The sequence below is a fragment of the Pseudomonas sp. B611 genome (assembly GCF_055407965.1).
Map to the genome: position 1 here is coordinate 560,767 of NZ_JBUZST010000002.1, position 21,497 is coordinate 582,263.

17 protein-coding genes are annotated in these 21,497 nt (G+C 62.7%); 8 read left to right on the forward strand and 9 right to left on the reverse strand.

Annotation, left to right across the window (positions count from 1 at the left end):
- Positions 1–63 precede the first annotated feature (63 nt).
- From ACZRMO_RS07635 to trhA, 4 genes are all read left to right on the forward strand, one after another.
- On the forward strand, positions 64–5,883 hold the full coding sequence (locus ACZRMO_RS07635; RefSeq protein WP_463972423.1) for an Hpt domain-containing protein: 5,820 nt from the start codon (positions 64–66) through the stop codon (positions 5,881–5,883).
- Positions 5,876–6,331, forward strand: a complete 456-nt coding sequence (locus tag ACZRMO_RS07640) for a chemotaxis protein CheW (protein ID WP_207040479.1) — start codon at positions 5,876–5,878, stop codon at positions 6,329–6,331. Before ACZRMO_RS07635 ends, ACZRMO_RS07640 begins: the two co-directional genes overlap by 8 nt.
- A 478-nt stretch (positions 6,332–6,809) precedes the next feature.
- Positions 6,810–7,055, forward strand: a complete 246-nt coding sequence (locus tag ACZRMO_RS07645) for a DUF6124 family protein (protein WP_463972424.1) — start codon at positions 6,810–6,812, stop codon at positions 7,053–7,055.
- Positions 7,056–7,184: 129 nt separating this feature from the next.
- The gene (trhA, locus tag ACZRMO_RS07650) at positions 7,185–7,802 is read left to right on the forward strand and encodes a PAQR family membrane homeostasis protein TrhA (RefSeq protein WP_463972425.1); all 618 of its coding nucleotides are present in this window, start codon (positions 7,185–7,187) and stop codon (positions 7,800–7,802) included.
- Positions 7,803–7,855: 53 nt separating this feature from the next.
- Here the strand turns inward: trhA and ACZRMO_RS07655 are convergent, their stop codons facing one another.
- Positions 7,856–8,758, reverse strand: a complete 903-nt coding sequence (locus tag ACZRMO_RS07655) for a LysR family transcriptional regulator (RefSeq protein ID WP_463972426.1) — start codon at positions 8,756–8,758, stop codon at positions 7,856–7,858.
- A 106-nt stretch (positions 8,759–8,864) separates the two neighbouring features.
- Between ACZRMO_RS07655 and ACZRMO_RS07660 the strand changes: the two genes are divergently transcribed.
- Positions 8,865–10,109, forward strand: a complete 1,245-nt coding sequence (locus ACZRMO_RS07660) for a D-amino acid dehydrogenase (RefSeq protein ID WP_463972427.1) — start codon at positions 8,865–8,867, stop codon at positions 10,107–10,109.
- Between the two features lie 96 nt (positions 10,110–10,205).
- Entirely contained in the window at positions 10,206–11,045 is an 840-nt protein-coding gene (locus ACZRMO_RS07665) for a transporter substrate-binding domain-containing protein (protein WP_463972496.1), read from the forward strand.
- Between the two features lie 145 nt (positions 11,046–11,190).
- Here ACZRMO_RS07665 and ACZRMO_RS07670 read toward each other — a convergent pair whose 3' ends face one another.
- Together ACZRMO_RS07670 and ACZRMO_RS07675 are read right to left on the reverse strand one after the other, a co-directional pair.
- Positions 11,191–11,910, reverse strand: a complete 720-nt coding sequence (locus ACZRMO_RS07670; RefSeq protein ID WP_463972428.1) for a 16S rRNA (uracil(1498)-N(3))-methyltransferase — start codon at positions 11,908–11,910, stop codon at positions 11,191–11,193.
- Positions 11,911–12,045: 135 nt separating this feature from the next.
- Positions 12,046–13,452 (reverse strand): adenosylmethionine--8-amino-7-oxononanoate transaminase, encoded by a 1,407-nt coding sequence (locus tag ACZRMO_RS07675; RefSeq protein WP_463972429.1) that lies wholly within the window; start codon positions 13,450–13,452, stop codon positions 12,046–12,048.
- A gap of 250 nt (positions 13,453–13,702) precedes the next feature.
- On the opposite strand from ACZRMO_RS07675, the gene ACZRMO_RS07680 reads away from it, so the two are divergent.
- Positions 13,703–14,254, forward strand: coding sequence for a cytochrome b (locus ACZRMO_RS07680; RefSeq protein ID WP_124527287.1), 552 nt, complete (start codon positions 13,703–13,705; stop codon positions 14,252–14,254).
- A gap of 32 nt (positions 14,255–14,286) precedes the next feature.
- Positions 14,287–14,865: a YceI family protein gene (locus ACZRMO_RS07685; protein WP_159958029.1), complete on the forward strand. Its 579-nt coding sequence runs from the start codon at positions 14,287–14,289 to the stop codon at positions 14,863–14,865.
- A gap of 56 nt (positions 14,866–14,921) precedes the next feature.
- On the opposite strand, the gene ACZRMO_RS07690 is transcribed toward ACZRMO_RS07685, so the two are convergent.
- From ACZRMO_RS07690 to ACZRMO_RS07715, 6 genes are all read right to left on the reverse strand, one after another.
- Positions 14,922–15,662 carry a hypothetical protein gene (locus ACZRMO_RS07690; protein ID WP_463972430.1) on the reverse strand — a complete coding sequence of 247 codons (741 nt, stop codon included), beginning with the start codon at positions 15,660–15,662 and terminating at the stop codon, positions 14,922–14,924.
- 16 nt (positions 15,663–15,678) lie between these two features.
- Positions 15,679–16,494 carry an acid phosphatase gene (locus ACZRMO_RS07695; protein WP_463972431.1) on the reverse strand — a complete coding sequence of 272 codons (816 nt, stop codon included), beginning with the start codon at positions 16,492–16,494 and terminating at the stop codon, positions 15,679–15,681.
- Positions 16,495–16,508: 14 nt separating this feature from the next.
- The gene (locus ACZRMO_RS07700; RefSeq protein WP_463972432.1) at positions 16,509–17,312 is read right to left on the reverse strand and encodes a MipA/OmpV family protein; all 804 of its coding nucleotides are present in this window, start codon (positions 17,310–17,312) and stop codon (positions 16,509–16,511) included.
- A gap of 11 nt (positions 17,313–17,323) precedes the next feature.
- Complete coding sequence (locus ACZRMO_RS07705) at positions 17,324–18,361, reverse strand: DUF1254 domain-containing protein (protein WP_463972433.1); 1,038 nt, start codon at positions 18,359–18,361, stop codon at positions 17,324–17,326.
- 103 nt (positions 18,362–18,464) lie between these two features.
- The gene (locus ACZRMO_RS07710) at positions 18,465–19,448 is read right to left on the reverse strand and encodes a helix-turn-helix domain-containing protein (protein ID WP_463972434.1); all 984 of its coding nucleotides are present in this window, start codon (positions 19,446–19,448) and stop codon (positions 18,465–18,467) included.
- A gap of 149 nt (positions 19,449–19,597) precedes the next feature.
- Entirely contained in the window at positions 19,598–21,487 is a 1,890-nt protein-coding gene (locus ACZRMO_RS07715) for a DEAD/DEAH box helicase (protein WP_017735707.1), read from the reverse strand.
- Between the last annotated feature and the right edge of the window lie 10 nt (positions 21,488–21,497).

The window sequence follows — 21,497 nt, forward strand, 5'->3', positions numbered from 1 at the left end:
GATCTCCATTTGTCTGGAGATCTTGGCCACACCAGCCACCCACGAATTCTAAGCGGAGCAGTTATGGTTGATCGGCACGACTACGTGGCCCTCGAATGGGTCAAGGGCGACATTGCCGAAACCCTGAAACAGGCCCGTTCGGCGCTGGACGCGTTTGTCGAAACCGGCGACAGCGCCGTCATCGCCCAGTGCCTGGCCGGCATCCACCAGGTGCATGGCGCCCTGCAAATGGTCGAGTTCTACGGCGCGGCGTTGTTGGCCGAAGAGATCGAACACCTGGCCCTGGCGTTCCAGGCCGGGCAGGTCAGCCAGCGCGACGAAAGCATCCGCCTCCTGCAACAAGCCCTCAGCCAACTGCCGCTGTACCTCGACCGCGTACACAGCGCCCGCCGCGACTTGCCGCTGGTGGTGTTGCCGCTGCTCAACGACCTGCGCAGTGCGCGCGGCGAAAGCCTGCTGTCGGAGACCAGCCTGTTCAGCCCGCAACTGCTGTCGATTGCGCCGTTACCCGACGAAGCCCTGGCCCAACGCGCGACGCCCGACCTGCAAACGCAACTGCGCCAATGGCACCAACTGCTGCAACAAGCCCTCGCCGGGTTGCTGCGCGAAGACCATGGCCCGAGCAACCTGGAAGACATGGCGCGGGTCTTTGCCCGCCTCGAAGCCCTGTGCCAGGGCGCGCCGTTGTTGCCACTGTGGCAAGTCACCTCGGCGCTGGTCGAAGGTATGCTCACCGGCGTGATCGCCAACAGCCCGGCGCTGCGCAGCCTGCTCAAGGCCAGCGACAAGCAACTCAAGCGTCTGCTGGCCCAAGGCATTGGCGGCATCAACCAGCCGGCGCCGGATGAGTTGCTCAAGAGCCTGTTGTTCTACGTGGCCAAAGTCACCCGGCCGACGCCGCGCATGCAAAGCCTCAAGGAACGCTACGGCCTGGATGAAGCCTTGCCCGACAGCGCGGTGGTGGACGCCGAGCGCGCGCGGCTGGCCGGGCCGGATCGCAATGCCATGGGCTCGGTGCTCGGTGCCTTGTGCGAAGAATTGGTGCGGGTCAAGGAACGCCTCGACCTGTTCGTGCGCAGTGACCGCCAGCACACCAGCGACCTCGATGCACTGCTCGCGCCGCTGCGGCAGATCGCCGACACCCTGGCGGTGCTGGGTTTTGGCCAGCCGCGCAAAGTCATCATCGATCAACTTGCCGTGGTGCTGAGCCTGGCCCAGGGCCAACGCGAACCCAACGACGCCGTGTTGATGGACGTTGCGGGCGCGTTGCTTTACGTCGAAGCGACGCTGGCGGGGATGGTCGGCACCGTCGAGCCGGAAAGCCGTGAAGAAAGCCGCTTGCCCACCACCGACCTGACGCAGATCCACCAGTTGGTGATCCGCGAATCCTGCCAATGCCTGCGCCAGGCCAAAGAATTGGTGATCGACTGCCTGGAAGCCGATTGGGACAGGCAGCGCCTGGAATCCCTGCCGGAACTGCTCAGCCAGGTGCGCGGCGCGTTGGCGATGATCCCGCTGCCGCGGGCGGCGAGCCTGATGCGCGGTTGCACCGACTACGTCGATGAAGAGCTGATGCTCAATGACATGGCGCCGTCGGCGGACGACCTGGCGCATTTCGCCGACGTGATCAGCAGCCTGGAGTACTACCTCGAACGCATGCTCCAGGACCCCGACGCCGACGGTGAACGGGTCCTGGAAACCGCCACCCAGGCCTTGGCGGCGCTGGGTTACCTGCCGGCGGAAAAACCCTGGCGCCAAGCGCTGGTGGCGCCGGACGGTGCGTTGTCCACCGAGGCTGCGCCGAGCCAGTCGCAGTTCGACGCGCTGGCCAACCCGACGTCGCGCCTCAACCCGCCCGCGCTGCAACGCCCGGGCAGCCTGCTGCCGCCACCGGCCGACGAAGAACCCATCGACGATGAACTGCGCGAAGTGTTCCTCGAAGAGACCGATGAAGTCCTCGAAGTGCTGCACCGCCACCTGGCGAGCGCGGCCGATAAAGCCGCCCTGGGCGAGATGCGCCGTGCCTTCCACACCTTGAAAGGCAGCGGCCGCATGGTCCGTGCCCTGGTCTTGGCCGAGCTGGCCTGGGCCGTGGAAAACCTGCTCAACCGCGTGCTGGAGCGCAGCGTGAACCTTGGCCCAGAGGTGCAACAGGTACTGGATGAAGCGGTGGCCCTGCTGCCGGAGTTGATCGCCGACTTTGCCACCGACGACCAGCACCAGCGCGACGAAGTCGACGCCCTGGCCGCCCGCGCCCACGCGTTGGCCAGTGGCACCGCCGTGCCGGCCGCCGAGCCCCATGACCCGATGCTGCTGGAGATCTTCCGCAACGAAGCGCAGAGCCATCTGGACAGCCTCAACCACTTCCTGCAACAAGCCACCGAACACATGCCGCTGCAAGTCAGCGATGAACTGCAGCGCGCCCTGCACACCCTCAAGGGCAGTGCGTACATGGCCGGCGTGTTGCCCATTGCCGAACTGGCGCGGCCGCTGGATCACCTGACCCGCGAATACAAGGCCCACCGCCTGCCGCTGGACCTGGATGAAGTGGAGCTGTTGCTGGAAGCCGAAGGCCTGTTCCAGCGCGGTCTGCGCCACTTGGACCGCGACCCGCTGGCACTGATCAAAGGCGCGCCGGACCTGATCACGCGCATCCAGGCCCTGCTCGATCAGCAACTGGCCGCCTTGCTCGACGCGCCCAACACCGGCCTGCGCATCAAGCGCGACCCGCAGTTGATCGCCAACTTCCTGGCCCAGGGCATGGACATCCTGCTCGACGCCGAAACCCTGCTGCGCCGCTGGCAACAGCATCCCGGCGAGCGTCAGGAACTCACCGCGCTGCTCGATGAGCTGACCACGCTGGGGGAGGGCGCGCACATCGCCGACCTGCACGCCATCGACGAACTGTGCGAAGCCTTGCTCGACCTGTACGGCGCCGTGGAAGAGAGCAGCCTGGCAGTCAGCGAGCGCTTCTTCCAGGAGGCCGAACTGGCCCATGAAGCGCTGATCAACATGCTCGACCAACTCGCCGCCGGCCAGGAAATCAGCCCAGTGCCGGCACGCCTGCAAGCCCTGCGCGAGCTACTGGACGAAGCCCTCGACCCGTCCGCCACCGGCCTGGTCAAAAGCGACGGCAGCCGTGCACTGAGCATCGCCGAACTGGGCGCCGCCACGGCGCAGCTGGAGCAGGACACGGCGGTGGACGATGAGATCGTCGAGATCTTCCTCGAAGAAGCCGTGGACATCCTCGACAGCGCCGGGCAGTCCCTCAAACGCTGGCTGCTGGAGCCCGACGGCGTCGCGCCGCTGTCGTCGCTGCAACGGGACATGCACACCCTCAAGGGCGGCGCACGCATGGCCGAAATCGCCCCGGTGGCCGAGCTGGCCCATGAGCTGGAAGGCCTTTACGAAGGCTTGGTGGACCGCCGCTACAGTTACTCCGCCGAGCTGTCCCAGGTGCTGATGGCCTGCCATGAACGCCTGGCCTTGCAACTGGACGAACTGCAACAGCAGCAGCCCCTGAGCGACAGCGCGGAGCTGGTGGCCAAGGTGCGGGCATTGCGCCAAAGCACGCCACCGGCGCCTGTGGTGCAGGCCGTGGAAAGCCCCGGCGCGGACCCTGAACTGCTGGATATTTTCCTCGAAGAAGCCGCCGATATCCTCGACAGCTCCGGCAGCGCCTTGCTGCGCTGGCAGGCCGAGCCGGGCAACCGCCAGGAAGTCGAAACCCTGCTGCGTGACCTGCACACCCTCAAGGGTGGCGCGCGCATGGTCGAGATCGGGCCGATTGGTGACCTGGCCCACGAGCTGGAATTTCTCTACGAAGGCTTGTCGGCCGGCTTGCTGGCGCCGTCGGCGGAATTGTTCGCCCTGCTGCAAGGCTGCCACGACCGTTTGGCGCAGATGATCGACGCGGTGGCGGACGGCTTGCCGGTGGGCTCGGTGGACAAACTCATCGAACGCATCAAAAGCCTGGTGCACCCGAGCACCGAGCCGGTGGTGCCAGTGGCGTTGCCGGCGAACAAGGCTGAGGCGGTGGTGGATCCTGCGGCCGACATGGTGAAGATCTCCGCCGAGCTGCTGGATGACCTGGTCAACCTGGCAGGCGAAACGTCGATCTTCCGTGGCCGCATCGAACAGCAGGTCAACGATGCGCGCATTGCGCTGAGCGAGGTGGAAACCACCATCGAGCGCATGCGCGACCAACTGCGCCGCCTTGATACGGAAACCCAGGGCCGCATCCTCAGCCGCCAGCAGGCCGAGGCCGAGCGCCTGGGCTATGAAGAATTCGATCCGCTGGAAATGGACCGTCATTCACAGTTGCAGCAACTGTCGCGGGCGTTGTCCGAATCCGCTTCCGACTTGCTCGACCTCAAGGACACCCTCGACCGGCGCAACAGCGATGCCCACGACCTGTTGCAGCAACAGGCGCGCATCAACACCGAGTTGCAAGAAGGTCTGATGCGCACGCGCATGGTGCCGTTCGAACGCATGTTGCCGCGCCTCAAGCGCATCGTGCGCCAAGTGGCGGGTGAGTTGGGCAAGGACGTGGAATTCATCGTCGGCAACGCCGAAGGCGAGATGGACCGCAATGTGCTGGAACGCATGGCGGCGCCGTTGGAACACATGCTGCGCAATGCGGTTGACCATGGCCTGGAATCCCGCGATGCGCGCCTGCTGGCGGGTAAACCGGAGAAGGGCCGTATCACCCTGGACCTGACCCACGAAGGCGGCGACATCGTCTTCGACATGCGCGACGACGGCGCCGGTGTGCCGCTGGAAGCCGTGCGGCGCAAGGCGATCAAGCGCGGCTTGCTTGCGCCGGACCAGGAGATCAGCGACCGCGATGTGTTGCAGTTCATCCTGCAGCCGGGGTTTTCCACGGCGGAAAAGATCACGCAGATTTCCGGGCGCGGCGTGGGCATGGACGTGGTGCATGAAGAAGTGCGCCAACTCGGTGGCTCGATGTTTATTGAGTCGACGCCGGGCGTGGGCGTGCATTTTCGCATTCGCCTGCCGTTTACCGTGTCGGTCAACCGCGCGTTGATGGTGCAGTGCGCGGACGATCAATACGCGATCCCGCTCAACACCATTGAAGGGCTGGTGCGGGTCATGCCCCATGAGCTGGCTGGGCACTATCAGCAAGACCCGCCGCGTTATGAATACGCCGGCCAGCGCTACGAACTGTTTTACCTGGGCGACCTGCTGCACACCGTCGGCCGCCCGAAACTGCTCGGCCAGTACCAGCCGGTGCCGGTGCTGTTGGTGCAGTGCAACGAGCGGCGGGTGGCGGTGCATGTGGATGCCATGGCCGGCACGCGGGAGATCGTGGTCAAGGGCCTGGGCCCGCAGTTTGCCGGGGTGCAGGGCTTGTCCGGCGCGACCATCCTCGGTGACGGCCGCGTGGTGCTGATCATCGACTTGCTCGCCCACATCCGCGCCCGCCAACCGGCCTTGCCGGCGCAGGCGGTGGATGCGCCGCTGGTGCTCAACGACCCGCTGAAAAAACGCCCGCTGCTGGTGCTGGTGGTGGACGACTCGGTGACCGTGCGCAAAGTCACCAGCCGCCTGCTGGAACGCAACGGCATGAACGTGCTGACGGCCAAGGACGGTATCGACGCCATCGCCGTGCTCGAAGAACACACCCCGGACCTGATGCTGCTCGACATTGAAATGCCGCGCATGGACGGCTTCGAAGTGGCCATCCAGGTGCGCAACGACCCGCGCCTGATGCGCCTGCCGATCATCATGATCACCTCGCGCACCGGCCAGAAACACCGCGACCGCGCCATGGCCATCGGCGTCAACGACTACCTCGGCAAGCCGTACCAAGAGTCGGTGCTGCTGGAAAGCATCGCCTACTGGAGCAAGTCCCATGCTTGACCACCGCACCAGCCAACTCACCGGCCTGCTGCTGCCATTGGCCGACCGTCATTTGGTGCTGCCCAACGTCGCCATCGCCGAGTTGATCGACTACCAGCGCGGCGAACCGGCCAGCGATGCGCCACCGTGGTACCTGCGCCAAGTGACCTGGCGCGACCAGCAATTGCCGCTGATCAGCTTTGAAGCGGTGTGTGGTGACGCGGTTATGACGGGGGAGCGTTCGCGGATCGTGGTGTTGAACACCTTGGGTGGGCGGCCGACGTTGAAGTTTATTGCGCTGGTGATCCAGGGCATTCCGCGCTCGTACAAGCTCGATAGCCAGTTGAGTTATGTGGATGTGCCGTTGTGCGCGCTGGAACTGGCGGCGGTGCAGGTGGGGGAGCATGTGGCGAAGGTGCCGGATTTGTTGGGGTTGGAAGCGCTGTTGGTGGAATCCGGCCTGGCCTGATCTCAAGCCCTGTGAAGATCGAAATGTGGGAGCTGGCTTGCCTGCGATAGCGGTGTATCAGATGTTGATGCACTGGCTGACATGCCGCTATCGCAGGCAAGCCAGCTCCCACAGTGGATCTTCACAAGGCTTGAGTGCTGTGCGACGTTGGGCGATGCCTCGGATTTTTCCTGCAAGATTTTGGGCCAGGCATGAACTTGTCGTGTGCAGCGGGCGCGCCTAGTCTTCGTCCCGTCATCGCAAAAAACGGTGACACGGACGTGCAAGTCCGGTTTCATATCGGCGCACTAACGCCCATAGCCTTTCAACGGGCGTTTTTCATGCCTGCTGTATTTGTTATGGCGGCTGTGCGTGGGAGATCCCTCGGGGTCTGCCGGGGTCCGATATGCCCGGTCTTGCACACCTGCGCACGGCTGCCACCTTTATTCGCGTGCAAGCGGAAGAGGGCAGTCTCCATCACATATCGGAGCTGTAAATCATGATCAAACCGACCCCCAATCCCCCCACCCACCTCTTCACCGTCAACCCTCACCAAGACACCGAAGCACTGCTGGTCAACGCCAGCGAAACCTTGTCGTCCCTCAACGCCATGACCTGCAACCTGGCCTTTGACCTGGACGTCTCCCAGCGCGCAATCATGCTCGGGATCCAGCAAATGGCAGAGCTTGGGCAGTTGTTGGTGGATCGAGCACTGGAACAGATTTCCCCTTCCTCTGCGGCTTAACACTTGAGCGTTCCCAAAAAGGGACTCATCGGTCCCTTTTTGGGACTCTTTGGCTAGCCCCTTGCACTCTCCCTCACAACGCTAGACCCTTGCCCCTCATCGCTAACGGGATTTGGAGGTCAGTGGCGCATGTATCATGGTGAACGATTCAACGCCTGGAGCCATTTGCTCGGCGCGGTCGCGGCCTTTGCCGGGGCGGTGTGGATGTTGGTGGTGGCGAGCCTGGATGGCAGCCCCTGGAAGATCGTCAGCGTGGCGATTTACGGCTTTACGCTGATGGTGCTGTACAGCGCGTCCACCGTGTACCACAGCGTGCAGGGGCGGCGAAAAGAGATCATGCAGAAGGTCGATCACTTTTCGATCTATCTGCTGATCGCCGGCAGCTATACACCGTTTTGCCTGGTGACCCTGCGTGGCCCGTGGGGCTGGACGCTGTTCGGGATTGTGTGGGGGCTGGCGGTGATTGGCATCCTGCAAGAGATCAAGCCGCGTTCCGAGGCGCGCATCCTGTCGATCGTGATTTATGCGGTGATGGGCTGGATTGTGCTGGTGGCGGTCAAGCCGCTGATCGCGGCGCTGGGAGTGGCGGGGTTTACCTGGCTGGCGGCGGGTGGGGTGTTGTATACCGTCGGCATCATCTTTTTTGCCCTGGAGGATCGGCTGCGGCATTCCCATGGGATCTGGCATTTGTTTGTGATTGGCGGGAGTTTGCTGCACTTCGTGGCGATCATGCGTTTCGTGCTCTGACGGCCGACTCGGTCAAAATGTTGGGTCTTCATCAGGCATTAAGAATGCTGTTCTTAGAGGCGTTGCAGTATTTCCTGGGCGCGTTTGCCGAAGATCTCCAGCAGTTTGGCCTGCATATGCGGAGGCGGCTCATCGGCACGGGTCAGGGCGTACAGGGTGATCGGCAGCGGCGGCATGAGGGAGCGGATGCAGGTGGTGGCGGTCGAGGCGCCGAAGGCGGTGAAGGGGTCGATGACCGTGAGGCCGACACCGGACTCCACCATCGCGCGGGCCAGGGAGTAGGTTTGTACGGAGAGGTTCACGCGCGGCGGCGGGTCGACGTTTTCCAGATACCTGTCCAGTTTGGCCGCCAGCGGATCGGCGTTGGAAAGACCAATCAAGGGCGCGCCTGCCAGTTCGGCCAAAGGCAGGGGCTTGCCTGTCTCGTCCTGCGGCCAATGATCCTTGGCGGCCAGCACCACCATCGCGCCTTCGGCCAGCACTTGCGTGGTCAACCCCGGATGGCCGGAGACGCTGAGGGTCAGGGCCAGGTCGATTTCCCGCATCAACAGCTGCTGGGTCAGCTCCCGGCTATGGTCGCTGGACAATTCGCAGGTAATGTCAGGGTATTCGCTCTGCCACTCCAGGATGGCCGGTGGCAGCAGCGACAGCGCCAGCGCCGGGATTGCACCAATGCGCACACGTTGTCCAGGCCGACGATGCAGGCTCTTGGCTAGGCGCTGCACACCCAGCAGGCTTTCGGTGACTTTTTCTACTTCGCTTCCCAGCGCCAGGGCCTCTGGCGTGGCTTGAAGCTTGCCTCGGACCCGCAGGAACAACGGAAAGCCCAACTGCAACTCGGCGTGCTGCAAGACTTTGGTCACCGCCGGCTGCGAAACATGCAACAACTGCGCAGCGGCGCTGATGGAGCCGGTTTGTCGGATAGCCTGGAAAATCTCGATGTGACGCAAGCGCATGGCAGGTCCATAACCTTTATCTATAGGGTTGATAGATTTATTCATTGTTCAGCGGTTGTCACCCAAACCTACTCTGCAAATCGTATCAATGCATGTAGGTGATCAAATGACAAAGCAAGTGTGCATCATTGGTGGTGGGGTGATCGGTCTGGCGAGTGCCTACGCAATGGTACGTGCTGGGATGGACGTCACTGTGATCGAAGGGCAAGACACCTTGGGCAGTTCCACCAGCTTCGCCAACGGTGGTCAGTTGTCTTATCGATATGTCACACCGTTGGCCGACGCGGGCGTTCCCTTGCAAGCGCTTGGCTGGTTGCTGAAGGGGGATTCTTCTCCGCTCAAGTGGAGACCACGTCTCGACCCGCACCAATGGCAATGGTTGGCGTCATTTTTCGGGGCCTGCCGCTCTTCGGTCAATCGTGCCAGCTCTGAGGAATTGCTTCGCCTGGCGTTGTTCAGCCAGGACACTCTGCAGTCCTGGCGTCAGGAGGATGGGCTGGACGGTTTCGACTGGCGGCGCAATGGCAAGTTGTTGGCTTTCCGCTCCCTGGACAGCTTTGAGCGCGCCCGACAAAAGCTGCGGGACCCGCTTCAACAGCAAGTGCTGTCGGCCGAAGATTGCTGCAGATTGGAGCCTGAGCTGACGCCGGGCACCTTTGTCGGTGGTATCTATCACCCGACCGAAGAGGTGGCGGACTGCCATGCCTTTTGCCAGCGCCTGGCTGCGCGCCTGGAAGCCTCGGGGCGCTGCCGCTTTCTGCTGGGGCGCAAGGTGCTGCGTATCCATGAGGCGTTCGGTTCGATTGTGGCCGTCGAACTCCAGGATGAAGTATTGCCTGTAGAGAATCTGGTACTGGCGGCCGGCCACAACAGCCGGGACCTGGGCTTGCCCGGCCTGCGCCTGCCTCTCTATCCGCTCAAGGGCTACAGCATCAGCGTTCCCATCGGCGCGGAGCACAAGGCGCCGAACATCAATGTGACCGACTTCGACCGCAAGACCGTATACGCCCGCATTGGTGAACAACTGCGTGTGGCGGCTATGGTCGACATGGTGGGCTTTAACGTCGCGCCGGAACCCAAGCGCCTGGAAGCGATAAAACGCATGGCCCGCCAGACTTTCCCTATGGGTGGGAATTATGACGCTGCTGTTGAATGGGCAGGAATGCGGCCTGCTATGCCCAATGGTTTGCCATTGATCGGCGCGAGCGCCTATCAAAACCTGTGGTTGAACCTCGGGCATGGCGCTCTGGGTTTCACGCTCGCCTGTGGCAGCGGACAACTATTGGCGGAAATGGTAGATGCGCAGCTGACCTCCATCGACACTGGAGTATTTCTTCCCAAGGTTGCCTGATCTGTTTACGGAGAACTAATGCGCAGGACGTTTCTGGCTCATCCGTTTTTTGGTGTTTGTCTATGTGTGTTGGTAGGGGGCGGCGTGCCGCCAGCGATGGCGACGGAGCTGACAGGAGCGCTGGCTAAAATCGCTGCGAGCCAGAGAATCTCACTGGGGTACCGGGACGGGTCGATGCCGTTTTCCTACATGGTAGGTTCCAGTGGTAAACCCATGGGCTATTCGGTAGACCTGGCGCACAAGATCGTCCAGCGTATTGAGCAGAAAACCGGTGTGGCCAGCCTTGGCGTGGATTACAACCTGGTGACGTCCCAGACGCGCATCGCGCTGGTGCAGAACGGCACCGTGGACCTGGAGTGCGGCTCCACGGGGGTGACTGCCGAGCGGCAGAAGCAGGTAGCGTTTTCCTACGGGTTTATCTATGTGAAGGGCCAGTTGCTGACCGGCAAGGACAGCGGCATCAAAGGCTTTGCCGACCTGGCGGGCAAGAATGTGGTCACCACGGCCGGTACCACCAACGAGCGGTTTCTCAAGAGCTATAACGCCGAGCACAAAGCCAATATCTTCGTGATCAGCGCCAAGGACCATGGCGAAGCGTTCAAGATGCTGGAGACGGGCCGCGCGGCCGCGTTCTATATGGATGACGCATTGCTCTACGGCGAGCGTGCCAAGGCCAAGGACCCGCACAACTGGGTGGTGGTGGGCGAGGAGCAATCCCGGGAAATCTACAGCTGCATGGTGCGCAAGGATGACCCGCAGTTTCTCGCGGTGGTCAACGAGACCCTGGGTGATCTGTACCGCAGCGGCGAGATCAATGGGATTTACCAGCGCTGGTTTGAACAGCCGATTCCGCCGAAAGGCTTAAACCTGGAGTTTCCGATGACCAGTGAATTGAAGGCGATTATTGCCAAGCCGGTCAGTGATCCAGTGGAGTGATGGGGTGATTTGGTAACCCAATCCAAATGTGGGAGCTGGCTTGCCTGCGATAGCGGTGGGTCAGGCAGCGAAGATGTTGGCTGGAAGACCGCCATCGCAGGCAAGCCAGCTCCCACAATTTGATTGGGTTTGCAAAGGGAGAGGGTTAGAAATCACCCCATAGCTGTTGAGCGACAGCCAATGCCACCACTGGCGCAGTTTCAGTACGCAACACCCGCGGCCCAAGGCGCGCAGCGTGGTAGCCAGCCGCTTGGGCGACTTCCACTTCATTGTCCGTCAACCCACCCTCAGGTCCGATCAAAAACGCCAGGCTCGACGGCTTGGCATGGCTGACCATCGGCTCCGCCACCGGGTGCAACACCAACTTCAAATCCGCTTCGGTCTGTTTCAACCAGTCTGCCAGCAGCAGCGGTGGGTGAATCACCGGCACCGTCGAACGCCCGCATTGCTCGCAGGCACTGATCGCCACCTGGCGCCAGTGCAGCAGGCGTTTGTCGGCGCGTTCGTCCTTGAGACGTACTTCACAGCGCTCGCTGAAGATCGGCGTGATCGCGTTGACGCCCAGTTCGGTGGCTTTCTGAATCGCCCAGTCCATCCGCTCGCCACGGGACAGGCCCTGGCCGAGATGGATGTGCAGGGGGGATTCGGTCTGGCCGTTGAAGCGTTCGGTGAGTTGCACGGTGACGCGCTTTTTGCCGACTTCCAGCAGGCTGCCGAGGAATTCCTGGCCGGAACCGTCGAACAGTTGCACGGCGTCGCCTTCGACCATGCGCAGTACGCGACTGATGTAGTGCGCCTGGGCTTCGGGCAGCTCAACGTCGCCGAGGCTCAGCGGGGTGTCGGTGAAAAAACGGGACAGTCTCATTTCTGTTCTCTGCAAAATTCTGTGTAGGAGCTAGGTCACTGTGGCGAGGGAGCTTGCTCCCGCTGGGCTGCGTAGCGGCCCCAAGATTTTGGGAGCGCTTCGCACTCCAGCGGGAGCAAGCTCCCTCGCCACACATCAACCGGGGTCGCGGAAATCTGGGTGGAAGTCCTTCGGCACCGCAACACTGACGCTGCTGTTGGTGGCGATATCGATCCCTTCACTGGCCACTTCGGCCAGGAAGTCGATCTGCTCCGGTGTAATCACGTACGGCGGCAGGAAGTACACCACGCTACCCAACGGCCGCAACAGCGCGCCGCGTTCCAGGGCGTGTTCGAACACCTTCAGGCCACGGCGTTCCTGCCACGGGTAGGCAGTCTTGGTGGCCTTGTCCTGGACCATCTCGATAGCCAGCACCATGCCGGTCTGGCGTACTTCCGAGACGTGGGGGTGGTCCACCAGGTGCGCGGTGGCGCTGGCCATGCGCTGGGCCAGGGCCTTGTTGTTTTCGATGACGTTGTCTTCTTCGAAGATATCCAGCGTCGCCAACGCCGCCGCGCACGCCAGCGGGTTGCCGGTGTAGCTGTGGGAATGCAGGAAGGCGCGCAGGGTCGGGTAGTCGTCGTAGAAGGCGTCGTACACGTCGTCGGTGGTGACCACGGCCGCCAGCGGCAGATAGCCGCCGGTGAGGGCCTTGGACAGGCACAGGAAATCCGGGCGGATGCCGGCCTGTTCACAGGCGAACATGCTGCCGGTGCGGCCGAAGCCCACGGCGATTTCGTCGTGGATCAGGTGCACGCCGTAGCGGTCGCAGGCTTCGCGCAGCAGCTTGAGGTACACCGGGTGATACATGCGCATGCCGCCGGCGCCCTGGATCAGCGGTTCGATGATCACGGCGGCGACGGTGGCGTGGTGCTCGGCCAGGGTCTGTTCCATTACCTGGGCCATCGTGCGCGAGTGGTCCTCCCAGCTAACGCCCTCGGGACGCAGGTAGCAATCCGGGCTGGGCACTTTGATGGTGTCGAGCAGCAGCGCCTTGTAGGTCTCGGTAAACAGCGGCACGTCGCCCACCGACATCGCGGCGATGGTTTCGCCGTGGTAGCTGTTGGTCAGGGTGACGAAGCGCTTTTTGTCTGGCTGGCCACGGTTGAGCCAGTAGTGAAAGCTCATTTTCAACGCGACTTCGATGCAGGACGAACCGTTATCGGCGTAGAAGCACCGGGTCAGGCCCTCAGGTGTCATCTGCACCAGACGCTCGGACAGCTCGATCACCGGCTGGTGGCTGAAACCGGCCAGGATCACATGCTCAAGCTGATCGACCTGATCCTTGATGCGCTGGTTGATGCGCGGGTTGGCGTGGCCGAATACGTTGACCCACCAGGAACTGACGGCGTCGAGGTAGCGCTTGCCTTCGAAGTCTTCCAGCCACACGCCTTCGCCCCGTTTGATCGGGATCAGCGGCAGTTGCTGGTGGTCTTTCATCTGGGTGCAGGGATGCCACAGCACCGCGAGGTCGCGTTGCATCCACTGGTTGTTCAAGCCCATCGTTCGTCTCCTCGAAGCCACAATCGCGCAAGCCTATGCAATGGGCGGCTGTGTCACAACCCATTACGGATGAATTGGCAGTAAACGCAGGACGGTCTGTCACGTTTCTTCGGGATAGTCCTTAATCCATGGTTAATTTACGCTGCATAACCTCAAGATCAGATTAATCGATACTTCAAAGCGAAATTTTGCGCTTTCATTCGATAGGTAACGCGCTAGTCTTGGGCGCAGTTCTTACGGGATTAAGTACATGCAGTTACGCAACTCTCCGGCCCGCTATGGCTGGGTCAGCATGGTTTTGCACTGGGGCGTGGCCCTGGTGGTGTTTGGCTTGTTCGCGCTGGGTTTGTGGATGGTCGGCCTCGACTACTACAGCGCCTGGCGCAAAGACGCACCGGACCTGCACAAGAGCATTGGTATCACGCTGTTCGCCATCATGCTGGTGCGTATCGTCTGGCGCCTGGTCAGCCCGCCACCGCCACCGTTGGCCAGTTACAGCCGCATGACCCGTCTTGGTGCCGCGTTTGGCCACGCGTTCCTTTATTTCGGGCTGTTTGCCGTGATGATTGCCGGTTACCTGATTTCCACCGCAGACGGTGTCGGTATCCCGGTGTTTGGTCTGTTTGAGATTCCTGCCGTGGTTTCCGGGCTACCGGACCAGGCAGACACCGCCGGCGTGGTGCACTTGTATCTCGCCTGGGTATTGGTGGTCTTCGCCGGCTTGCACGGCGTGGCCGCACTGAAACACCACTTCATTGATCGTGATGTGACCCTGACGCGAATGCTGGGGCGCAAAGCCTGATGTTCAACCTCGACTCACAAGGAATAGAAAGCATGTTGAAAAAGACTCTCGCCGCTCTGGCACTTGGTTCTGCGCTGTTGTCCGCAGGTTCGGCGATGGCTGCTGACTACAAGATCGACAAGGAAGGCCAACACGCCTTCATCGATTGGAAAATCAGCCACCTGGGCTACAGCTTCATTCACGGTACCTTCAAGGACTGGGATGGCACGTTCAGCTGGGATGCCGCCAAGCCTGAAGCCAGCAAGATCGCCGTCGATGTGAAAACCGCCAGCCTGTGGTCCAACCACGCTGAGCGTGACAAGCACATCGCCAGCAAAGACTTCCTGGACGTTGCCAAGTTTGCCGATGCCAAGTTCGTGTCTACCGCGGTTAAATCCACCGGCGACAAGACAGCTGACGTGACCGGCGACCTGACCTTCCACGGCGTGACCAAGCCAGTGACCTTCAAGGCCACGTTCAACGGCGAAGGCAAGGACCCGTGGGGCGGCGAACGTGCTGGCTTCAACGCGAAAACCACGGTCAACCTGAACGACTTCGGCATCAAGGGCCCAGGTCCTTCTTCGCAGACCGTTGACCTGGACATCTCGCTGGAAGGCGTGAAGCAGAAGTAAGGCTTCGCCCCTGACAAAAAAGCCCCGACCTTTACAGGCCGGGGCTTTTTTTGTGTTCAGAATCGCCCGCTGATCCCCAGCAACGGCCCTTTCTGCACGATGTCGTAGACAAACCCGTCATGGCGATAATTCACGCCCATGGCCCGGTAACCGGCCACCGCCGAAAAACCGGGCAAGAACTCCCAGCCCGCCAGCGCGGCGAGGTCCCAGTCTTCCCGGGACTGCCCGGCGCCGGCCATGCCCCAGGCGGACAGCCAGAAACGATCGTTCACGGCATAGTGTCCACGCAGCCCGGCCATGGCGTCTGCCCATGTCGCGTTGTCAGAGCCCGATGAGCCGCCAGCGTATCCGCCGTGCAGGCTGAGGGTGGTGCCGCTGTACCAGACACGCATGCCCCCGGCGACATCCAACCGACGGTTGTCATCACCCCACAGGGTGTACCCGCCGCCGAGGAACCCGGAGGCGGTCTTGCTTTCTACCTCAAGTTTGCCGCCGGCCGGCAGGCGGTTGCGCGTATCGGTGTCGATGTACATCAGGTCGGCGAGGATGCTGTAGGGGCCGCGCCGCGCTTCGCCCATGAGCATCACCGACATATCCACGGTCTTGGCGATGTCGGAGAAGCCGGACTGTATAAACTGGGTGCCGGTGCCGCTATGGCCCACATGACCACGGATGCCGGCGCCCCATACGTAAGGCCCGCCGTTGAAGGTCCAGTCATTGCTGTCTGCCGCCAGGGTGGGGCCGGCGCTGGTCAGGGCGCCCGCCAGCAGTGCCAGCCGCCAAGTGTTGCTGCGCATGTTGGTGTTTTCCCGATCAGTGCTGAGTCAGCGAGAGCGCCACGCCCTCGGCCGCGCAGTCTTGTGTAGGTTTCAGGCCGGCTTTTTGTGCGGCCTTGACCTCTTCCTTCGCGGCCGCCAGGTCGGCGAGGAATGCCGGATTGCTGTGCAGGCTCGCCACGGTTGCAGCGCCCATGATGCGGCCTGCATCGACGTCGCTCTGCCAGTGTGCGTCGCAGATCACTCGGCTCTGGCCAAAGGACAAGCCGCGAGTCATCAGTTCGGTGGCGCGTGTTGGCTGGATCTCTGCCAGTAACAGGCCCCAGGCCCAACCGGCGGCGGAGTGGCCGGACGGCCAGGAGCCATCGGTGCGCAGCAGTGGCTCCATGTCTTTGCGGCAGGTGCCTTCGTTATGCACTACGAAAGGACGGGTGCGGTTGTAGGCATTTTTCCCGGCGTAGGTGGAGCCGCCGGCATCCGTGAGGGTGCGCTGCATCAGGGTGTACAGATGCGGCGTGGTTTTCTCGGTGATCGGTGTGCCCATCGCGCAGGAGAAGGCTTGCGCCGGGCCGGGGAAGGCCAGCTCTGCATCGGCGGCGGCGAGTGTCTCCCGGGCCGTGCCACGCAGGGCCAGCGCGGCGCGGCGTGCTTCTTCGTCCCGCGCCAGCGCCGCAGAGTCGGGCTTGGGTGGGGCGCCCAGTAGCGCCAGGCGCAAGGGCAAGTTCTTTGTGTCCAGATAACCCGGGGCCAGTTTGAAGTGAGGGTCGGTGATGGTGGTGACGGCCTCGTCGGCCAGCACCAGCCCTGAGCAGAGCAGGCCGGCCAGCGCCAACGGTTTATGCAGTGTGTTCATGGCGTGGTCCCTGCTCAGAACTGGTAAAGGGCATTCAGGTAGGCGCCGGCGCCGATGTTTTCACCGGTCAGCGGGCTGTTGCGGGCATCGCCGACCAGGGCGTAGGTCTTGATGCCGCCTTCCAGTGCCAACTGGGGTTGCCATTGCCAGGTCAGGCCGAGCTTCAAGGTCACGTCGCGCATGCCGCCACCGGGGTGGTATTCGTCGAAGCGGGTGCGTGCGGCTTGCTGGGCGGTGACGCCGTAACGGGCCATCATGTCGCTGTCATTGCCCCAGGTCCCGTACAGCGTCGAGTCCAGGGTCAAGCGCGGCGACAGCAGGTACGCCGTGGCGAACCCGGCTTCCAGGTACTTGCTCCGGCCCAGGCTCTCGCCACCGTAGTTGCGGCTGTCGGCAGCTTGCAGGCCGCGCACGAACAGGCGCCCGGCCGGTAGTGTCCAGTAGGCTTCGGCCCCGACCAGGGCCGTGCTGTCCAGGTTGCCCATGCCCTTGAGGTAGTCGTCGCGCCCGTCCAGAGTGTGGATTCTTTCCTTGCGCCCCTGGTCGTAACCCAACAGCAGGGCGACACCGAACGGCGCCAGCCCCGGCAAGTCCCAACGCAAGCCGTCGGGGAATGCGGCGGTGAACTGGCCCCAGTTTTCGGTGGGCAGGACGGCCTTGAACTTCAGCGACGGGAATGCGGCGTAATGTGATGAGCCTTCGTACAGCGGGCCAACGGCGAGGCCGCCGCCGACGGTCACCGAGGGCTCGTTTGCATGGGCCGGCAATGCCACCGCACAGGCGAGCGTCGCAGCGCTGATGAGTAACGGTGTTTTCATGGCGTCTTTCCTCACTTGAGTACAACGGGCTGTGGCTGAGGAAACTGCCATTGGCCATTGAGTATTTCTGCACGGGGCTGATACAGCCGCACGGTGTAGTTCCAGCCGGGTGGGGTCGACAGGCAGTTGGCGACCTTGCCGTCGCAACCACCGAACTGAATGACAATCGAGCCATCCGTACTTTTCTTGGCGGTGAGATTGTTCAGCGAGTAGGCGTCATAGGGGTTCTTCTGGAAGTAACCGTCGGCGTTATACACACTGACCGACCAGAAGCTGTTGACCGGCACGTCCCCAACCTTGAGCCGATATACCGTTTTCCCATCGTTCTTGGGCATTACGCCGCCGAGGTAGATGGCGTCCTTGGCCGGGTTGCCGCCCCAGCCAGTCGCTGTGCCGATCAGATGGTGAATCGGATTGACCATGCCCTTGGGGCCGAACGACTGGTTGTAGTCGGGAATCGTCGCACCCAGGACCGCGAGGGCGTCACGCAGTTTTTTCTGGCTGAGCGGGTCCCACTTGGGCACGACGAACTCGCCGGCCTGGGCCTGGCTGACCTGGATGGCGTCCTGCAGCGCGTGCACCTGATCGAGGTCTTTGCGGTCCGTGGGGTCGAAGAACAGGCGCACGGCGACAAATACATAACGTGTGCCGACCGCCTCTTTGGTCAGCGTGCGGCTGCCGGCGCCGTAGAAAACGGCGGGCACGTAGTGGTCTTCGTTAATCACGGCGGTGGACATGAAGCGCTCGCCAGCCTCGGGCAAGGTGAGCGTGACGGGGCCGGCATCCAGGTCGAAGACGGCCGACGAGTACAGCGTGTCCCGATTCATCCGCACGACGTTCTGGGCGTCGATGGGCACCGGCTCGCGGGTGTGGACAAACCGGCCAAATGCGTCACTGGCGACGATCTTGCCCAAGTACAGATCGGACTCGGCCCGCACAAAGTTGTCGACACCGACCGGTATCGTCGCGTCAGCGGAAGCCTGCGCGTGCGCGCTCCCAAAAGCCGCCAGCATCAGTGCAACGATGCCGGCCTTGGATGAATAGGACATTGATACTCCGGGTCTTATAAGTTGGCATTGCCGCCAAACTTTATAAGAACACCCCGGGGGAAACTTGCCATTTGGTGCCAAAAACAGGCGCCTGAAGAGGCGGTCAGCGCGCCTGTTGCAGGGCCGCGCGATAGCGTGACGGCGGGCTGCCGCTCCAGCGCTTGAAGGCCCGCGTAAAGTGCGCCGGATCGCTGTAGCCGACCATGTAGGCGATCTCGGTGGCGCTGTATTTACCGGTGGCGAGCAACGCAAACGCTTCGCTGCGGCGTGTCTCATCGCGCAGTGCGTCGAAGTCGATGCCGCAGTGTTCCAGGCGACGTTGCAAAGTCCGCACCGAAAGCCCGATTTTTCGGGAGATGGTCAGCAGCTTGGACTGTTCCTGGTCTGCAATCTGCTGGGCGAGCACATCGGCGGCGTCGGCGGTGGATTTCAGGGCCTGGGTGGTTTTCCAGGCGGCATCGCGCACTGGTTGCAGGGGGATTTCGAGCAACTCACGGTCGAATTCGATCATGTTGTACGCAGCGTTCATCACCAGGTTCGGCCCCAGGTATTCTTCCAATGCCTCGTCGCCGAGTTCTCGCGGGTTTTGCAGATGGACGCGGATGGCGCCGGGTGCGCCGGCCATCAGTGGAACTTTTCTCAGTACCGCCAGGGTGCCGAAAATCACTTGCTTGGGGTCCGCGCCATGGTGGCCGGTGAATTGCTGGATCAGCCGGGTGGTGCGGCCTTCGGTGAGGATGCTGACTTCGCTGCCCTGGTGCAGCAGGTCCGTATGCACCGCCGCCGAGGCGCACGCCTGGGCGAGGTTGGCGGAGCCCAGGATCAACTCACCCCAGATGCCGGTGGCGCGCACGTCAGTCAGGTGGCCGATGGTCGCGCCGCCGAACGGGTCCTGGGCGGCAGCGGCCATCTCGTTGGCGATGTGAAAACACGCCTCGCGGGGCACCCAAGCCTCGGGGTTTTGAAACACCTGGGGCGAGATATCAAAGCGCCGGAAGAACTCCAGCGGCGACACACCGCGCATGCTCAGGTAGGGCGCGATTTGCCGCAGGGTACTGAGTTTGATCGCGGGCGAGGCAGTCGTCATGGGTAGCGTCCCAGCCAGTCGGGGTCAGTGATGGCACTGCTGATGGCCCAGTAGACACGATGGTAGCGCCAGTGACAAGGCGATCCATGGCGCCAAATTGCAGGCACAAAAAAGCCCCGGTTCTCACGAACCGGGGCTTTTTATTCAACTCAGCGGTTGCGGGTCAGCAGCGCTGGTTTTTCACCACGAGGGCGGCCTGGCAGTTGATCCAACTGCTCAGGTGTCGGGAAACGATCAGCCTTCGACTCCTTGTGGATGATCTTTGGCGCCGGGCCACCGCGCGGGTTCTGCACCGCTGGCTCGGACGAACGAGGCTGGTCGTCACGGGCTGGGCGGCGGTTGTTGCTGCGCGAGTCTTCGCGACGGGCCTGGCCATCACGTGGCGCACCGCTGCGTGGGCCGCTGCGCTTGGCCGGTGGCGTACCGGTGGTGCCGCCGCTGCTGTTGCGCGGGGCGTTCTGACGACCGCCTTGCGGCTGGCCGCTACGTGGAGCACCAGCGCCTGCGCCCTGTGCCGGGGCGCCTGGACGACGGCCACGGCCTTGGGCTGGTTTGGCTTGGGGCACGTAGTCAACGCGGTTGCCGAAGTTGTCCACGTCATCGTCGAGGAACTCGTCCGGGGCACGGTCAGCGGCGGCGCGGGGTGGCTGTTGGCTCGGCTGACGCTGTTCGCGGGCCGGGGTGCCTTCACGTGGCTTCTGCTCGCGGGCTGGGCGTTCGCCACGGCCGTTGGTCGGCGCTTTGTCTTTGCCGCCCTTGTCCTTGCCCTTGTCGCGACGGCCACCGCCACCACCGCCGCCGTTCGGACCATCGCCCTTCGGACCGCGTGGGTTGCGTGGGTTACGCACGTCTGGACGTTCGCGCACTTCTGGCTTTTCAGCCTCTACGGCGCTGGCATCGAAGCCCATCAGGTCGCCGTCGGCGATTTTCTGCTTGGTCATGCGTTCGATGCTTTTCAGCAGTTTTTCTTCGTCCGGCGCAACCAGGGAGATGGCCTCGCCCGAACGACCGGCACGGCCGGTACGGCCGATACGGTGCACGTAGTCTTCATCGACGTTTGGCAGCTCGAAGTTGACCACGTGTGGCAGTTGGTCGATATCCAGGCCGCGGGCGGCGATATCGGTGGCGACCAGGATGCGCACGCTGCCGGCCTTGAAGTCGGCCAAGGCTTTGGTGCGCGCGTTCTGGCTCTTGTTGCCGTGGATGGCGACGGCGGTGAGGCCGTGCTTGTCCAGGTACTCGGCCAGGCGGTTGGCGCCGTGCTTGGTGCGGGTGAACACCAGCACCTGTTCCCACGCGCCGGCGGTGATCAGGTGCGCCAGCAGCGCACGCTTGTGGCTGGCAGGCAGGCGGAACACGCGTTGCTCGATACGCTCGACCGTGGTGTTCGGCGGCGTGACTTCGATGCGTTCCGGGTTGTGCAGCAGCTTGCCGGCCAGGGCGGTGATGTCGTTGGAGAACGTGGCTGAGAACAGCAGGTTCTGACGTTTGGCCGGCAGGCGCGCTAGGACTTTTTTCACGTCATGGACAAAGCCCATGTCGAGCATGCGGTCGGCTTCGTCCAGCACGAGGATTTCCACGTGGGACAGATCGACGCTGCCTTGGCCGCACAGGTCGAGCAAACGACCCGGGCAGGCAACCAGTACGTCCACACCACGGGACATGGCCTGAACCTGTGGGTTCATGCCAACGCCGCCGAAGATGCAGGCACTGACGAACTTCAAGTCGCGGGCATACAGCTTGAAGCTGTCGTGCACCTGGGCGGCGAGTTCGCGGGTTGGGGTCAGGACCAGTACGCGCGGTTGGCGCGGGCCGTGACGCTGGGATTTGTCCGGGTGACCGTTGGGAAACAACCGCTCCAGAATCGGGAGGGCGAAGCCGCCGGTTTTACCAGTACCTGTCTGAGCCGCAACCATCAGGTCGCGACCTTGCAACACGGCGGGAATGGCCCGCTGTTGCACCGGAGTAGGCTCGGTATAGCCCGCTGCCTCGATGGCGCGGACTAAAGCCTCGGAGAGACCGAGGGAAGCAAAGGACATGAGTAATCCT

What these genes read in the sequence shown, in the direction of transcription:
- ACZRMO_RS07635 (WP_463972423.1), top strand. Translation starts at nt 64, where the DNA reads ATGGTTGATCGGCACGACTACGTGGCCCTCGAATGGGTCAAGGGCGAC.
- ACZRMO_RS07640 (WP_207040479.1), top strand. Translation starts at nt 5,876, where the DNA reads ATGCTTGACCACCGCACCAGCCAACTCACCGGCCTGCTGCTGCCATTG.
- ACZRMO_RS07645 (WP_463972424.1), top strand. Translation starts at nt 6,810, where the DNA reads ATGATCAAACCGACCCCCAATCCCCCCACCCACCTCTTCACCGTCAAC.
- trhA (WP_463972425.1), top strand. Translation starts at nt 7,185, where the DNA reads ATGTATCATGGTGAACGATTCAACGCCTGGAGCCATTTGCTCGGCGCG.
- ACZRMO_RS07655 (WP_463972426.1), bottom strand. Translation starts at nt 8,758, where the DNA reads ATGCGCTTGCGTCACATCGAGATTTTCCAGGCTATCCGACAAACCGGC.
- ACZRMO_RS07660 (WP_463972427.1), top strand. Translation starts at nt 8,865, where the DNA reads ATGACAAAGCAAGTGTGCATCATTGGTGGTGGGGTGATCGGTCTGGCG.
- ACZRMO_RS07665 (WP_463972496.1), top strand. Translation starts at nt 10,206, where the DNA reads ATGGCGACGGAGCTGACAGGAGCGCTGGCTAAAATCGCTGCGAGCCAG.
- ACZRMO_RS07670 (WP_463972428.1), bottom strand. Translation starts at nt 11,910, where the DNA reads ATGAGACTGTCCCGTTTTTTCACCGACACCCCGCTGAGCCTCGGCGAC.
- ACZRMO_RS07675 (WP_463972429.1), bottom strand. Translation starts at nt 13,452, where the DNA reads ATGGGCTTGAACAACCAGTGGATGCAACGCGACCTCGCGGTGCTGTGG.
- ACZRMO_RS07680 (WP_124527287.1), top strand. Translation starts at nt 13,703, where the DNA reads ATGCAGTTACGCAACTCTCCGGCCCGCTATGGCTGGGTCAGCATGGTT.
- ACZRMO_RS07685 (WP_159958029.1), top strand. Translation starts at nt 14,287, where the DNA reads ATGTTGAAAAAGACTCTCGCCGCTCTGGCACTTGGTTCTGCGCTGTTG.
- ACZRMO_RS07690 (WP_463972430.1), bottom strand. Translation starts at nt 15,662, where the DNA reads ATGCGCAGCAACACTTGGCGGCTGGCACTGCTGGCGGGCGCCCTGACC.
- ACZRMO_RS07695 (WP_463972431.1), bottom strand. Translation starts at nt 16,494, where the DNA reads ATGAACACACTGCATAAACCGTTGGCGCTGGCCGGCCTGCTCTGCTCA.
- ACZRMO_RS07700 (WP_463972432.1), bottom strand. Translation starts at nt 17,312, where the DNA reads ATGAAAACACCGTTACTCATCAGCGCTGCGACGCTCGCCTGTGCGGTG.
- ACZRMO_RS07705 (WP_463972433.1), bottom strand. Translation starts at nt 18,361, where the DNA reads ATGTCCTATTCATCCAAGGCCGGCATCGTTGCACTGATGCTGGCGGCT.
- ACZRMO_RS07710 (WP_463972434.1), bottom strand. Translation starts at nt 19,448, where the DNA reads ATGACGACTGCCTCGCCCGCGATCAAACTCAGTACCCTGCGGCAAATC.
- ACZRMO_RS07715 (WP_017735707.1), bottom strand. Translation starts at nt 21,487, where the DNA reads ATGTCCTTTGCTTCCCTCGGTCTCTCCGAGGCTTTAGTCCGCGCCATC.